This window comes from Paenibacillus sp. FSL M7-0134 (assembly GCF_038007865.1).
GTDB classification, from domain to species: Bacteria; Bacillota; Bacilli; order Paenibacillales; family Paenibacillaceae; genus Paenibacillus; species Paenibacillus polymyxa_B.
On the sequence record NZ_JBBOXV010000001.1, the window covers coordinates 355,296 to 371,207 of the forward strand.

Annotated in this window: 13 protein-coding genes; all 13 read right to left on the bottom strand. The window is 45.8% G+C overall.

Going from position 1 to position 15,912, the window contains the following annotated elements:
• Positions 1-16 precede the first annotated feature (16 nt).
• The 13 genes from rpsS to rpoB all read right to left on the bottom strand — a co-directional run bounded on the left by rpsS (position 17) and on the right by rpoB (position 15,741).
• Positions 17-295, bottom strand: a complete 279-nt coding sequence (rpsS, locus tag NSQ58_RS01555) for a 30S ribosomal protein S19 (protein WP_007432579.1) — start codon at positions 293-295, stop codon at positions 17-19.
• A gap of 72 nt (positions 296-367) precedes the next feature.
• Positions 368-1,198, bottom strand: a complete 831-nt coding sequence (gene rplB / locus NSQ58_RS01560) for a 50S ribosomal protein L2 (protein ID WP_023990557.1) — start codon at positions 1,196-1,198, stop codon at positions 368-370.
• A 30-nt stretch (positions 1,199-1,228) separates the two neighbouring features.
• Positions 1,229-1,519, bottom strand: coding sequence for a 50S ribosomal protein L23 (gene rplW / locus NSQ58_RS01565; RefSeq protein ID WP_013312159.1), 291 nt, complete (start codon positions 1,517-1,519; stop codon positions 1,229-1,231).
• On the bottom strand, positions 1,519-2,142 hold the full coding sequence (gene rplD, locus NSQ58_RS01570; protein ID WP_013312160.1) for a 50S ribosomal protein L4: 624 nt from the start codon (positions 2,140-2,142) through the stop codon (positions 1,519-1,521). The genes rplW and rplD overlap by 1 nt, the downstream gene beginning before the upstream one ends.
• Before the next feature lie 26 nt (positions 2,143-2,168).
• On the bottom strand, positions 2,169-2,792 hold the full coding sequence (gene rplC, locus NSQ58_RS01575) for a 50S ribosomal protein L3 (protein WP_013312161.1): 624 nt from the start codon (positions 2,790-2,792) through the stop codon (positions 2,169-2,171).
• Positions 2,793-2,824: 32 nt separating this feature from the next.
• Complete coding sequence (gene rpsJ, locus NSQ58_RS01580) at positions 2,825-3,133, bottom strand: 30S ribosomal protein S10 (RefSeq protein ID WP_005544556.1); 309 nt, start codon at positions 3,131-3,133, stop codon at positions 2,825-2,827.
• Between the two features lie 338 nt (positions 3,134-3,471).
• The gene (gene tuf / locus NSQ58_RS01585) at positions 3,472-4,662 is read right to left on the bottom strand and encodes an elongation factor Tu (RefSeq protein WP_028542619.1); all 1,191 of its coding nucleotides are present in this window, start codon (positions 4,660-4,662) and stop codon (positions 3,472-3,474) included.
• Between the two features lie 94 nt (positions 4,663-4,756).
• Positions 4,757-6,835: an elongation factor G gene (gene fusA, locus NSQ58_RS01590; RefSeq protein WP_023990559.1), complete on the bottom strand. Its 2,079-nt coding sequence runs from the start codon at positions 6,833-6,835 to the stop codon at positions 4,757-4,759.
• Positions 6,836-6,882: 47 nt separating this feature from the next.
• A complete protein-coding gene (gene rpsG, locus NSQ58_RS01595) occupies positions 6,883-7,353 on the bottom strand; it encodes a 30S ribosomal protein S7 (RefSeq protein ID WP_007432586.1) in 471 nt (156 codons plus the stop codon).
• Between the two features lie 51 nt (positions 7,354-7,404).
• Positions 7,405-7,827 carry a 30S ribosomal protein S12 gene (gene rpsL / locus NSQ58_RS01600; protein ID WP_007432587.1) on the bottom strand — a complete coding sequence of 141 codons (423 nt, stop codon included), beginning with the start codon at positions 7,825-7,827 and terminating at the stop codon, positions 7,405-7,407.
• Between the two features lie 144 nt (positions 7,828-7,971).
• A complete protein-coding gene (locus tag NSQ58_RS01605) occupies positions 7,972-8,223 on the bottom strand; it encodes a ribosomal L7Ae/L30e/S12e/Gadd45 family protein (protein ID WP_007432588.1) in 252 nt (83 codons plus the stop codon).
• A gap of 217 nt (positions 8,224-8,440) precedes the next feature.
• The gene (gene rpoC / locus NSQ58_RS01610) at positions 8,441-12,055 is read right to left on the bottom strand and encodes a DNA-directed RNA polymerase subunit beta' (protein ID WP_013312165.1); all 3,615 of its coding nucleotides are present in this window, start codon (positions 12,053-12,055) and stop codon (positions 8,441-8,443) included.
• Positions 12,056-12,195: 140 nt separating this feature from the next.
• Positions 12,196-15,741, bottom strand: a complete 3,546-nt coding sequence (rpoB, locus tag NSQ58_RS01615) for a DNA-directed RNA polymerase subunit beta (RefSeq protein WP_028542620.1) — start codon at positions 15,739-15,741, stop codon at positions 12,196-12,198.
• Between the last annotated feature and the right edge of the window lie 171 nt (positions 15,742-15,912).

Genomic DNA, 15,912 nt, shown 5'->3' on the forward strand with positions numbered 1-15,912 from the left:
CACTACGCTGTGTTGATTATCTTCTTGTTTTCTTATCGTCATCCGTATGGCCTTTGTACGTACGTGTTGGAGCGAATTCGCCCAATTTGTGTCCGACCATATCTTCCGTTACGTATACTGGCACGTGTTTACGACCATCGTATACACCAAACGTATGTCCGATAAATTGTGGGAAAATCGTAGAGCGACGGGACCAAGTTTTGATTACCACTTTTTTGTCCGACTCGTTCAAAACCTCTACTTTTTTCAACAGGTAACCATCAATGAATGGTCCTTTTTTGAGACTGCGACCCATTTATGAATCCTCCCTTCGTTAAAACGTAGTCGTTCCTTAATATGTTAACGTGCGACTTAAGCGCACGTTTTATTACTTAGTACGACGACGAACGATGTACTTATCAGATGCTTTACCTTTTTTACGTGTCTTGTAACCAAGGGTTGGTTTACCCCATGGAGACATTGGAGATTTACGTCCGATTGGAGCGCGACCTTCACCACCACCGTGTGGATGATCGTTAGGGTTCATTACAACACCGCGAACTTCAGGACGTTGTCCCAACCAGCGACTACGACCGGCTTTACCGATTTTCACCAGTTCGTGGTCTTCGTTACCTACAGAACCGATTGTAGCGCGGCAAACTTTCAGAATGCGGCGAACTTCACCAGAAGACAAACGAATTGTAACATACTTTTCTTCTTTACCAAGAAGTTGGGCTTCCGTACCAGCAGCGCGAACGAGTTGGCCACCTTTACCCGGTTTCAATTCGATGTTGTGGATAACCGTACCTACTGGAATGTTTTCCAATGGCAAGGAGTTACCGATTTTGATATCGGAACCTGCACCGGATACCACTTCGTCTCCTACTTTCAGACCTTTAGGAGCGATGATGTAACGTTTTTCACCATCCACATAGTGGATAAGTGCGATGTTGGACGTACGGTTTGGATCATATTCGATCGTAGCAACGCGGCCCGGTATTCCATCTTTGTTACGTTTGAAGTCAATAATACGGTATTTACGTTTGTGTCCGCCGCCTTGATGACGAACTGTAATTTTACCTTGGTTATTGCGTCCAGCTTGCTTGCTCAGAGGTGCCAGCAACGATTTCTCGGGCTGATTAGTTGTAATCTCCTCGAAAGTAGATACAGACATAGCACGTCTGGCCGGGGACGTTGGTTTATACTTTTTAATTGGCACTGAGTTTCCCTCCTTACTTTACAGTTTCAATTATACCGTTTCAAAAAACTCAAGCGGCTTACTGTCTTTGCTCAGCGTTACGAACGCTTTCTTCCACTCGCTCGTATAGCCGGAATGACGTCCGTAGCGTTTTGGTTTTGCAGGAACACGAAGCGTATTTACGTTACTTACTTTCACGTTAAAAATGGCTTCGATTGCTTTTTTAACTTCGACTTTGTTAGAACGAATGTCAACCTCGAAAACGTATTTCAAGTCATTCATCATACCAGCCGTACGTTCGGTGATAACCGGACGTTTGATAATATCACGAGGATCCTTCATTACGCGAGCACCTCCTCTACCTTCTGAACTGCTTCCTTCGTAATGATCAGTTTGTCGTGTCCGAGCACATCAAGAACATTAATGCCGTCTGCGGCTACAAACTTCACACCAGGAATATTACGAGCGGAAAGTGCTACATTATCATCATAGCTAGGAGCTACGATCAATGCTTTACGATCAGCTTTAAGGTTATTCAAAATGGCTGCGAATTCTTTCGTTTTAGGTCCGTTCAGTGTAAGAGCGTCCAATACGATAATTTCATTCTCAATCACTTTGGATGACAACGCCGATTTGATCGCCAGACGACGAACTTTTTTAGGCAATTTGTAAGCATAGCTGCGTGGAGTCGGACCAAATACAGTACCGCCACCAACCCATTGCGGTGCACGGATCGAACCTTGACGAGCGCGGCCAGTACCTTTTTGTTTCCAAGGTTTACGTCCGCCACCACGTACTTCAGAACGTCCTTTTACTTTGTGAGTACCTTGACGCAGGGAAGCCAATTGCATAACAACAGCGTCATGAAGAACGTGCTTATTCGGCTCGATACCGAACACTGCGTCGTTCAATTCAATTTCACCAACTTGGCTGCCGCTAATATTAAATAGTGCTACTTTTGGCATTTCGTGTTCCTCCTTTCTTCAGTTGTTTATTTTTTCACCGTTTCTAATACTTTAACGAAGCTATTTTTAGGTCCTGGAATGGAACCTTTCACGAGCAATACATTACGTTCTGTATCGATCTTAACAACTTCAAGACGTTGGATCGTTACCGTTTCATGCCCCATGTGTCCTGGAAGGTGTTTACCTTTAGGAACGCGGTTAGCTTGAATGGAACCCATAGAACCTGGACCTCTGTGGTAACGCGAGCCGTGTGCCATTGGTCCGCGGCTTTGTCCCCAACGTTTGATAACGCCGGCAAAACCTTTACCTTTAGAAATACCTGTTACGTCAACGAACTCGCCTTCTGTGAAGACATCAGCCTTCAGTTCTTGGCCAACCTCGTACGCAGCAAGGTCGATGCCACGAAGTTCACGAACGTAGCGCTTAGGTGCAGTATTTGCTTTTTTCGCATGTCCTGCTTCAGGTTTGTTGGATCTTTTTTCTTTCTTATCAGAGAAACCGAGTTGAATAGCTTCGTATCCATCGTTTTCCAGATCTTTCTTTTGCAGAACAACACAAGGACCTGCTTCGATAACCGTAACAGCAAGTACGTTACCTTCAGGGGTAAACACTTGAGTCATTCCGAGTTTTTTTCCTAAGATACCTTTCATGTTGACACCTCATTTCTTTTCCTAATTACATATTACAATTTAATTTCGATATCTACACCGGACGGCAGGTCCAAGCGCATCAAGGCATCCACAGTTTGTGGAGTCGGGTTAACAATGTCGATCAAACGCTTGTGTGTGCGCATTTCGAACTGCTCCCGGGAATCCTTGTACTTGTGTACCGCACGGAGAATAGTAATGATTTGTTTTTCAGTTGGCAGCGGAATTGGCCCGGATACACCTGCGCCCGAACGTTTAGCTGTTTCAACAATTTTCTCAGCGGATTGATCAAGAATTCTATGATCGTAAGCTTTCAAACGAATACGAATTTTTTGCTTTGCCATTTTAGTCCCTCCTTCTATCGCCCAATTTGGTATCGGACATACTCCGTGAAAATTTTCCGACAGCCCTCCCATGGCAAAGGGGCCGGGTGTGTCAGTAACCTCTCACATCATCGCACAGTCACAAACAACATTAGTTATTATATCGAATAGTTCTGCCTATTGCAAGCAAAAACGAAAAAACAATGCATCTTATTTTCAAAAGATACAATTGTGTTCGCAGCTTGCGATTTTTCCAAGAGAAAAGCCCCCGCACCAGGGCAGGGGCTCGTTTAGCTTCGTTCCAATACAATGTTACTCGTTCCAGTACACTGTTGCTCTATTTAAAGGCTAAAGCCTTCTTATTTGGAGATTGTTGCTACGGCACCAGCGCCAACTGTACGTCCACCTTCACGAATAGAGAACTTAGTTCCTTCTTCGATAGCGATCGGGTTGATCAGTTGAACAGTAACCGTAATGTTATCACCAGGCATTACCATTTCGGAACCTTCTGGCAAAGTAATGATACCAGTTACGTCAGTTGTACGGAAGTAGAACTGTGGACGGTAACCAGTGAAGAAAGGTTTGTGACGTCCACCTTCTTCTTTAGTCAAAACATAGATTTGAGCAGAGAATTCTGTATGAGGTTTAACAGAACCTGGTTTAGCCAATACTTGGCCACGCTCGATTTGTGCACGATCTACACCGCGAAGCAATGCGCCGATGTTATCGCCAGCTTGAGCAGAGTCAAGCAATTTACGGAACATTTCTACGCCTGTTACTACGGATTTACGGGATTCTTCTTGAATACCGATGATTTCGATTTCGTCGCCCACTTTAACAGTACCACGCTCTACACGGCCTGTTGCAACTGTACCACGACCAGTGATGGAGAATACGTCCTCGACAGGCATCAAGAAAGGCTTGTCAGTATCGCGTTCTGGAGTTGGGATATAAGTGTCGATTGTTTCGAACATTTCAACGATTTTCTTAGCATAGTCGCCCTCCGGGTTTTGCAGAGCTTCACGAGCGGAACCGCGAATGATTGGAGTGTCGTCGCCTGGGAAGTCATATTCGCTCAGCAAGTCACGAACTTCCATTTCAACCAATTCCAGCAACTCTTCGTCTTCAACCATGTCGCATTTGTTCAGGAATACAACGATGTAAGGAACACCAACTTGGCGGGACAACAGGATGTGCTCGCGAGTTTGCGGCATTGGGCCGTCAGCTGCGGATACAACCAGAATCGCTCCGTCCATTTGTGCAGCGCCAGTGATCATGTTTTTAACATAGTCGGCGTGACCTGGGCAGTCAACGTGTGCATAGTGACGGTTAGGTGTTTCATATTCCACGTGTGCAGTGGAGATTGTGATACCGCGTTCGCGCTCTTCTGGAGCTTTATCGATTTGATCGAATGCTACAGCAGCACCACCGTAAGTTTTGGACAATACAGTTGTGATTGCAGCAGTCAAAGTAGTTTTACCATGATCGACGTGACCAATAGTACCGATATTAACGTGCGGTTTGTTACGTTCAAACTTAGCCTTTGCCATTTGAACAATTCCTCCTCAATAACTTGTTTTATTTTAGGCTGCCGGATGCCCTTTTGGTAAAACCTTAAGTATACCGGTCAGCTGATACATTGTATTACTCGCCGCCTTTGGTTTTGGCAACGATCTCTTCAGCAATGCTCTTCGGCACTTCTTCATAATGAGAAAGTTCCATAGAGAACACGCCGCGTCCTTGTGTACCGGAGCGAAGTGTAGTCGAGTATCCGAACATTTCGGACAAAGGCACCTTCGCACGAATGATTTGAGCTCCACTACGGGAATCCATACCTTCAATCCGACCACGACGGGAGTTCAACATACCCATTACGTCACCCATGTATTCCTCAGGAACCGTTACTTCAACTTTCATAATCGGCTCAAGCAAAACTGGTTTACATTTGTCTTTCGCTGCTTTCAGCGCCATTGATCCGGCAATTTTAAATGCCATTTCATTGGAATCGACATCATGGTATGATCCGTCCACGATTGTAGCTTTAACGTCCACAAGCGGGAAGCCTGCGATAACGCCGTTTTTCATTTGTTCCTCAATACCAGCAAGAGCAGGTGCGATGTACTCTCTAGGAACAGAGCCGCCGACTACCTTACTTTCGAATTGACTACCAGTACCTGGTTCGAGTGGTTCGAACTCAACCCATACGTGACCATATTGACCACGACCACCGGACTGACGAACGAATTTACCTTCGACACGTGCTGGAGCACGGAACGTTTCACGGTAAGCAACCTGTGGTTTACCCACATTCGTTTCTACCTTGAACTCACGACGCATACGGTCAATGATGATGTCCAAGTGAAGCTCACCCATACCTGCCAAGATGGTTTGACCTGTTTCTTCGTTAGTATGAGCGCGAAGAGTTGGATCCTCTTCAGTCAACTTACCGAGAGCTACAGACATTTTATCTTGGTCAGCTTTGGTTTTAGGCTCAACCGCGATTTCGATAACCGGATCAGGGAAATTCATGGACTCGAGAATAACAGGACTCTTCTCATCACACAGTGTATCACCTGTACCTGTATCTTTCAAACCTACGGCAGCCGCAATATCACCAGAGTAAACTACAGTGATTTCTTGACGACTGTTCGCATGCATTTGAAGAATACGTCCGATACGTTCGCGTTTACCTTTTGTTGCATTCAATACGTAAGAACCGGATTGAAGAACACCGGAGTATACGCGGAAGAATGTCAACTTACCAACGTAAGGATCCGTCATGATTTTGAAGGCCAATGCGGAGAATGGCTCTTCATCGGAAGAGTGACGTTCAACTTCCGTACCGTCTTCCAAATGCCCTTGAATACTTGGCACGTCAGTAGGAGCCGGCAAATAGTCGAGAACAGCATCCAACATCAGCTGAACACCTTTATTGCGGTAAGAAGATCCACAGATAACTGGGAAGATTTTAACTTCTACAACACCTTTACGGAGAGCGGCTTTAATTTCGGCAACCGAAATTTCTTCGCCTTCCAGGTATTTCATTGTCAATTCTTCGTCCAGTTCAGCAACCTTCTCGATCAATTCATTACGGAGTTCTTCAACCTGATCTTTGAATTCCGCAGGAATTTCTACTTCTTCGATATCTTGACCAAGATCATCTTTGTACATATGAGCTTTTTGTTCAACGATATCGATAATACCAGTAAAATCATTTTCTGCGCCGATTGGCAATTGAATCGCAACTGCGTTCGCTTGAAGGCGATCACGCATGTCGGAGACAACATTCAGGAAGTCGGCACCAATGATATCCATTTTGTTTACATATGCGATCCGTGGAACGCCGTAGCGATCAGCCTGTCTCCATACGGTTTCGGACTGAGGCTCAACGCCTTCTTTCGCACTGAAAACACCAACTGCTCCGTCCAATACACGAAGGGAACGTTCAACTTCAACAGTGAAGTCAACGTGCCCCGGGGTGTCGATGATATTGACGCGGTGACCTTTCCAGGCAGCGGTCGTCGCAGCGGAAGTAATCGTGATTCCGCGCTCTTGTTCTTGTTCCATCCAGTCCATTGTCGCAGCGCCTTCGTGAACTTCACCGATTTTGTGCGTACGGCCTGTGTAGAACAAGATCCGCTCTGTTGTTGTGGTTTTACCCGCGTCAATATGAGCCATGATCCCGATATTACGTGTATTTTTCAAGGAGAACTCTCTTGCCATGAAATGGGTCTCCCTTCAAAATTGAAGTTATTTTTTTGAGCTGAATCCTACCAACGATAGTGAGCAAACGCTTTGTTTGCTTCAGCCATTTTGTGCGTGTCTTCACGTTTTTTCACGGAAGCGCCTGTGTTGTTGGAAGCATCGATAATTTCAGCCGCCAAACGCTCTTCCATGGTTTTCTCACCGCGGTTGCGGGAGTAGTTTACGAGCCAACGTAATCCCAGGGACGTACGTCTTTCTGGTTTTACCTCGATTGGTACTTGGTAGTTGGCACCGCCGACACGGCGTGCTTTAACTTCCAGGACTGGCATGATATTCTTGATAGCTGCTTCAAAAACTTCCATCGGGTCATTCCCCGTACGTTCTTGGATAAGCTTGAACGCATTGTACAGAATGCTTTGAGCAACGCCTCGTTTTCCGTCGAGCATGATGCGGTTGATCAAGCGGGTAACCAACTTGCTGTTGTATACCGGATCTGGCAACACGTCTCTTTTGGTAACTGGACCTTTGCGTGGCATGGATATCCCCCTTTCTTACATGTTAAACCGACATATGCGGTTTATATCTCATTAGGATTTTTTAGCTTTAGGGCGTTTTGCGCCGTATTTGGAACGAGCTTGCATGCGGTTGTTTACGCCTGCAGTATCCAAAGCACCGCGAACGATATGGTAACGCACACCCGGAAGGTCTTTTACACGACCGCCGCGAATCAGCACTACGCTGTGTTCTTGAAGGTTATGTCCAATACCTGGAATGTAAGCAGTCACCTCTACACGGTTCGTCAAGCGAACACGAGCATATTTACGAAGTGCGGAGTTTGGTTTTTTCGGAGTCATAGTACCTACACGAGTGCACACTCCGCGTTTTTGCGGGGCACTGATGTCGGTAGCTTCACGTTTCAAGGCATTAAAACCTTTTTGCAAAGCCGGTGATTTCGATTTCTCGATTTTGGCTTGACGTCCTTTACGAACCAGTTGGTTAATAGTTGGCATGTTGGTTGCCACCCCCTTCCTCAATTTTTGCTGTTACTTTACAAACCTTATCTAAGCCCACAGACCCAGGCGGTTCATAAAAGAACAAATGAAAAGTCTTTGCCGCCAAGAATAACAATTCCTTAGACAAAAACGTTCCTTACCCTATTGTTTTACGATAGCAGCCATTGCGGCTCCCACTTCAATCCCACATGCAGCTCCGAGATTTTTCATTGTGTCTACGAGAGTCACTTTGACTCCTTGCTTGTTGCACAAAGCAATGATGTTGGAAGTGAGACGCTGATCTGCGTCTTCTGCCACATATACTTCTGAGGCAAAGCCCAATTCTACCATACGAATGGTTTGTTTGGTACCGATTTTGACATGAGCATCTTGCAGTCCCTGTTCTTTAGACATATCTCATTCCTCCGAAAAGACCCAATAGCATATAGGCTGCTCACGCACCTTTGCTATATTAGCATTGACTATAAGTAATGTCAAGACAATTATAAACTATAATCCATTTAAACAGAATAGTACGATTCATTTTTGAAAAAACACCGGAGCACCGTCTGCTATAGCTTTTATGCAAAGCTTATGTCTACGGTGTTCCGGCAATCATACTATTTTTATATTACTCGGCCGAAATTGGTTCGAGCTCCTCAGATGGAGACTGCCCCTCTTCCGGTTGGGCAAATTTCACGCTACGGTAACGGTTCATACCTGTTCCCGCAGGAATCAACTTACCAATAATTACGTTCTCTTTCAGCCCAAGCAACTGATCGACCTTGCCTTTAATAGCTGCATCAGTCAAGACACGAGTAGTTTCCTGGAAGGATGCTGCTGACAAGAAGGAGTCAGTTTCCAGAGAGGCCTTGGTAATACCGAGCAGTACCGGCTTAGCTACCGCTGGTTCTTGACCGCTGAGAATCGCTATCTTGTTTGCATTTTCATACTCATGGACATCAACAAAGGAGCCTGGAAGTAAGATCGTGTCGCCCGCATCAATGATACGGATTTTACGCAACATTTGACGAATCATAACTTCTACGTGCTTGTCGTTGATTTCCACGCCCTGGTTCCGGTATACGCGTTGAACTTCCTGAAGGATATAGTTCTGCACCCCGCGAATACCTTTAATACGCAGCATTTCTTTAGGATCAATCGAACCATCCGTCAGTTCGTCCCCAGCTTCAACAGTCATACCTTCGCTTACGCGCAGGCGGGAACCATACGTTACTGAATATGTTTTCGTTTCGGCTTCACCCTGAATGTCAATCTCACGGCGGTCTTTACCTTCACGAACTTCTTTAACTGTACCGTCAATTTCACTAATAGTTGCCTGACCTTTAGGATTACGTGCTTCAAAAAGCTCCTGGATACGAGGCAAACCTTGTGTAATATCGTCACCCGCTACGCCGCCTGTGTGGAACGTACGCATAGTAAGCTGTGTTCCTGGCTCACCAATGGATTGTGCAGCGATAATACCAACTGCTTCACCAATCTCAACGTGTTTACCAGTAGCCAGATTGCGACCGTAGCATTTCTTGCAGACGCCATGTTTAGCACGGCAACTTAGTACAGAACGAATCTGAACTTTGTGTACACCGGCTTTAACAATCGCTTCAGCTTTGTCGGAGTCAATCAGTTCGTTACGTCTAGCCAAAATCTCGCCAGTCTCAGGATGACGTACCGTTTCAAAGCAATAGCGACCTTCCAGACGGTCATAGAGATCCTCAATCACTTCTTTACCGTCCTGAATACGACTTACTGTGAAGCCTTTATCCGTTCCGCAGTCTTCTTCGCGCACGATAACATCCTGTGCCACATCTACGAGACGACGAGTCAGGTAACCGGAGTCAGCCGTACGGAGGGCTGTATCCGCCAAACCTTTACGCGCTCCGTGAGTGGAGATGAAGTACTCGAGTACTGTCAGACCTTCACGGAAATTTGATTTGATTGGGAGTTCGATAATACGTCCGGATGGATTGGCCATCAGACCACGCATACCGCCGAGCTGAGTAATCTGTGACTTGTTACCCCGCGCTTTGGAGTCCACCATCATCATGATAGAGTTGTAGCGATCCATGGACTTCATCAATACTTCGGTAATATCATCTTTCGCTTTAGACCAAATGTCGATAATCCGGTCATAGCGTTCTTCATTCGTAATCAGACCACGACGATACTGATTCGTCACAACTTGCGCTTTGTCCTCAGATCCCTTAAGAATCTCTTGTTTTTCCACCGGCACGATTACGTCCGATACAGCAACGGTTACCCCTGCACGAGTGGAATACGTAAAGCCAAGCTGCTTGATTTTATCCAGAATTACAGCTGTTTCTGTTGTATGGTAAGTCTCAAAACAACGGGCAATGATATTACCAAGGTAATCCTTGCCTACTCCGTTAGCTTGCGGAGCGTTTTGAATGGCTTCTGTAAGATTTACACCCTTCTCGTAAACAAAGAACTCCTCCGCAGTACCATAAAGCAGGTTCGCACGGGTCGCATCATTGATGTACGGGAAGCTTGCCGGGAAAATTTCATTAAAGATAATTTTACCAACCGTTGTGATCAACATCGCTTCCTGTTGTTTTTCCGTAAAGCTCGTTTTATTCAAAGCTTTAACCGGAATAGCTACACGAGCATGAAGACCAGCTGTACCGCGTTGGTAAGCTGATATAGCTTCATTCATGTTGCGAAGGATCATATTGCTTCCTTCTTCTTCTTTGTTATCCATAGTCAGATAGAAAGAACCAAGAACCATATCCTGGGAAGGTGTAACAACTGGCTTGCCGTCTTTCGGATTCAAAATGTTGCCGGATGCTAGCATAAGCAAACGAGCTTCAGCTTGAGCTTCCGCAGACAACGGAACGTGAACAGCCATTTGGTCACCGTCAAAGTCGGCATTATATGCAGTACATACGAGCGGATGCAGACGAATCGCACGACCCTCAACCAAAATCGGTTCGAACGCCTGGATACCGAGTCTATGCAACGTAGGGGCACGGTTCAGAAGAACTGGATGCTCCTTGATTACTTCTTCCAGCACATCCCATACTTCTGCACTCACACGTTCTACTTTACGCTTCGCGCTCTTGATATTGTGCGCCAAACCTTTGTTCACTAGTTCTTTCATAACAAAAGGTTTGAACAGTTCAAGTGCCATTTCTTTCGGCAAACCGCATTGATACATTTTCAAGTACGGACCTACAACGATAACGGAACGACCAGAGTAGTCAACACGTTTTCCGAGCAAGTTCTGACGGAAACGTCCTTGTTTACCTTTCAGCATGTGGCTGAGGGATTTCAAAGGACGATTACCTGGACCTGTAACAGGACGACCACGACGACCATTATCAATCAAGGCGTCAACAGCTTCCTGCAACATCCGTTTTTCATTTTGTACGATAATATCTGGCGCACCTAGATCTAACAGACGTTTCAGACGGTTATTACGGTTAATAACACGACGATACAAGTCGTTAAGGTCAGAAGTAGCGAAACGACCACCATCCAGCTGTACCATTGGACGAAGCTCAGGAGGAATAACAGGAAGTACGTCCATGATCATCCAATCCGGTTGGTTGCCGGAGTTACGGAATGCCTCAATAACTTCAAGGCGTTTGATTGCACGGTTACGACGTTGTCCTTGAGCTGTACGCAGCTCTTCTTTCAAGAATTCCAACTCTTTGTCTATATCCAAATCTTGAAGAAGCTTTTTAACCGCTTCAGCACCCATACCTGCCTGGAAGCCATAGCCATATTTTTCACGATAGCTACGGTATTCTTTCTCGGACAGGAGTTGCTTTTTCTCCAAAGGCGTATCTCCTGGATCGGTTACAACATAAGATGCGAAGTAAATGATCTCTTCCAGAGATCTTGGAGACATATCAAGAGCAAGACCCATACGACTTGGAATGCCTTTAAAGTACCAAATGTGCGATACAGGAGCAGCCAACTCAATATGGCCCATACGCTCACGGCGAACCTTAGCGCGAGTAACTTCTACTCCACAACGGTCACAGACAACACCTTTATAGCGTACACGTTTGTACTTACCGCAATGACATTCCCAGTCTTTCGTAGGTCCGAAAATTTTCTCGCAAAATAGTCCTTCTTTTTCCGGTTTAAGCGTACGATAGTTAATCGTCTCCGGTTTTTTGACTTCTCCGCGGGACCAAGAACGAATCTTTTCGGGGGAAGCAAGCCCGATTTTCATATATTCGAAATTGTTAACGTCCAACAAGGAGCAACCCTCCTTAACCAAATCCTGAGTTTTTAGGTTTGATACCGCCCAGCAACACCGGGCGGTATCAAGAAACCTGATCCATTCTAGAATGGATCAAGGTATATAACAAAGCTGATATGAGTCAGTCAGCAGTCAAACTACTCTACGCCAACCTCAGAGCCTTCCAGATTCAAACTCAGCTTATCGCCGGTTGTGTCATCCTCATCATCAAGCTCTCTCATTTCGATCTCTTGTTCGTCTTCAGACAGAATCTTCACGTCCATACCCAAGCTTTGCAGCTCTTTGATCAAGACCTTAAATGATTCTGGAACACCCGGTTCAGGTACATTTTCACCTTTGACAATGGATTCGTAAGTTTTAACACGTCCAACCACATCATCGGATTTCACAGTCAAAATTTCCTGAAGCGTGTACGCTGCGCCGTAGGCTTCCAATGCCCATACTTCCATCTCCCCGAAGCGCTGTCCACCGAATTGAGCTTTACCACCCAATGGTTGTTGCGTAACGAGAGAGTAAGGACCTGTAGAACGAGCATGGATTTTATCATCGACCATGTGCGCCAGTTTGATCATGTGCATGACACCGACAGTAACTTCACGTTCAAAACGATCACCCGTACGTCCGTCATACAACACAGTCTTACCATTACGTTGCATGCCTGCCTCTTCCATTGTATCGAATACGTCATACTCCTTGGCACCATCGAATACTGGAGTTGCCACATGAATACCAAGACGCATTGCAGCCATACCCAGATGGACTTCAAGCACCTGTCCGATGTTCATCCGTGAAGGTACGCCCAGCGGGTTCAGAACGACCTGTACTGGTGTGCCATCCGGCAGGAACGGCATATCTTCTTCAGGCAAAATACGGGCAACGACACCCTTGTTACCGTGACGTCCAGCCATTTTATCGCCTTCGGAGATTTTACGTTTTTGAGCAATATATACACGAACCAACTGATTTACACCTGGTGGCAGTTCATCACCATTTTCACGTGTAAACACCTTTACATCTACAACAATCCCGTCTGTTCCGTGAGGAACTCTCAAAGAAGTATCGCGAACCTCGCGTGCCTTCTCACCAAAGATTGCGTGTAAGAGACGTTCTTCAGCTGTCAATTCAGTCACACCTTTAGGTGTAACTTTACCAACGAGAATGTCACCTGCGCCGATTTCGGCACCAATACGAATGATTCCACGCTCATCCAAGTTGCGAAGCGCTTCTTCACCGACATTTGGAATGTCGCGAGTGATTTCTTCAGGTCCAAGCTTCGTGTCACGAGCCTCGGATTCGTATTCCTCAATATGGATCGAGGTGTATACATCTTCCTTAACCAGTTTCTCACTCAGCAGGATCGCATCCTCGTAGTTGTAACCTTCCCAAGTCATGAAGGCAACGACAACGTTACGTCCCAACGCCAACTCACCCATCTCTGTAGATGGACCATCCGCAAGAATATCGCCAACTTTGACAATATCTCCTCTGTTCACAATCGGACGTTGGTTGATGCAAGTTCCTTGGTTAGATCGCATAAATTTGTGTAATTTATACTTAACAATGTCGCCCTTCACTTCAGCGCCATCTACAGTTTCGATACGACGCAACCAAATTTCGTTAGCCGAAGAACGTTCGATAACTCCGTTGTATTTGGATACAACGCAAACACCAGAATCTTTCGCAGACTTGTGCTCCATTCCTGTTCCGACCAATGGAGACTTCGGAATCAGAAGTGGGACAGCCTGACGCTGCATGTTGGAACCCATCAATGCGCGGTTAGAGTCATCATTCTCCAGAAACGGAATCAATGCAGTCGCGACCGATACGACCTGTTTAGGCGATACGTCCATGTAATCGACACGGCTACTAGCCATCGGAATAATGTTATCAGACTGTTTGTTATAACGGACAATGACGACCTCATCCTTAAAGGTGTTTTCCTCCGTCAATTCCGCATTCGCCTGAGCTACGATGTAGTTATCTTCTTCATCAGCAGTCAGGTAATCAATCTGCTCTGTAACTTTTCCGGTTTTTGGATCTACCCAACGATAAGGTGCTTCGATAAATCCGTACTCGTTGATGCGTGCAAAAGTGGACAAAGAGTTGATCAAACCAATGTTTGGTCCCTCTGGTGTCTCGATAGGACACATGCGGCCGTAGTGACTCGGATGGACGTCACGCACTTCCATGCCCGCGCGTTCGCGCGTCAAACCGCCGGGTCCGAGTGCGGACAGACGACGTTTGTGCGTTAATTCAGCAAGCGGGTTCGTCTGATCCATAAACTGAGACAGCTGCGAGCTACCAAAGAACTCTTTAATCGAAGCAATTACCGGACGTATGTTAATCAGCGCTTGTGGCGTAATTACATTAGCATCCTGAATCGACATTCTTTCACGCACCACGCGTTCCATACGGGACAAACCGATACGGAACTGGTTTTGGAGCAACTCACCTACAGAACGCAAACGACGGTTACCCAAATGGTCAATATCGTCCGTACTTCCGATTCCGTGAAGCAAGTTAATAAAATAACTGATGGAGGAAATAATATCGGCAGGCGTAATATTCTTAACCGATTTATCAATATTTCCGTTAGCAATCAGTTTTACTACTTTACCATCCTCAATTGGTGAGAATACATCGATCGTTTGAAGTGGAATATCATTGCTTTCTAGCACACCACTCGCAACATGATACGTACGATGTCCTACTGATTCCTCCAGTTGGGCCAAAATCTCGTCCAACAGGCGGCGATCTACCATTTGCCCGGCTTCAGCGATGATTTCACCAGTTGTTGTATCAATCAAAGTCTCAGCAAGTCGTTGATTGAACAGACGATTTTTGATGTGAAGCTTTTTATTGATTTTGTAACGGCCTACGTTGGCCAGATCATAACGTTTTGGATCAAAGAAGCGCGCAACTAGCAAGCTCTTTGCGTTATCCAGTGTAGGCGGCTCACCCGGACGAAGACGCTCATAAATTTCAATCAGCGCTTTCTCGGTGGAATCCGTGTTGTCTTTATCAAGTGTGTTGCGGATATATTCGTCATTGCCGAGCAAATCCAGAATCTCAGCATCAGTGCCAAAGCCAAGCGCACGCAGCAACACCGTAACCGGAATTTTACGGGTACGGTCAATCCGGACATAGATAATATCCTTCGCATCCATCTCCAGTTCGAGCCAAGCCCCCCGGTTAGGAATTACCGTTGCGGTGTATGTTGTTTTCGCATTCTTGTCGACTTTTGTGCTGAAATAGACGCTGGGAGAGCGAACCAACTGGCTGACAATAACCCGTTCCGCACCGTTAATAATAAACGTACCCGTTTCAGTCATCAGCGGGAAGTCTCCCATGAATACTTCCTGCTCTTTCACTTCCCCGGTTTCTTTATTAATAAGCCGGACTTTTACCCGAAGCGGTGCTGCATACGTAACGTCGCGTTCCTTTGCGTCGTCAACGGTATATTTGGGTTCTCCGAGAGAATAGTCGATAAACTCCAGAATCAGGTTTCCAGTGAAATCCTGAATTGGCGAAATATCCCGAAACATTTCCCGTAATCCTTCCTCCAAAAACCAATCATAGGATTTTTGTTGGATCTCAATCAGGTTCGGAACCTCGAGTACCTCATTAATACGTGCATAACTGCGCCGAGTGCGTCGACCATATTGAACAAGATGTCCTGCCAACTTAAACTCACCCCTCATGTCTACTCACTTTAAAAATACATTGCGAACCTCTGTTTGTGACCTTATAATAAGACACATACAGAAGATTCAATCTTACAAATACAGAAAAGCCCTTACTCGAATGCATTCGAAAAAAGAGCAACGTATCTGCAGAATCCTCTTACCGGAAGA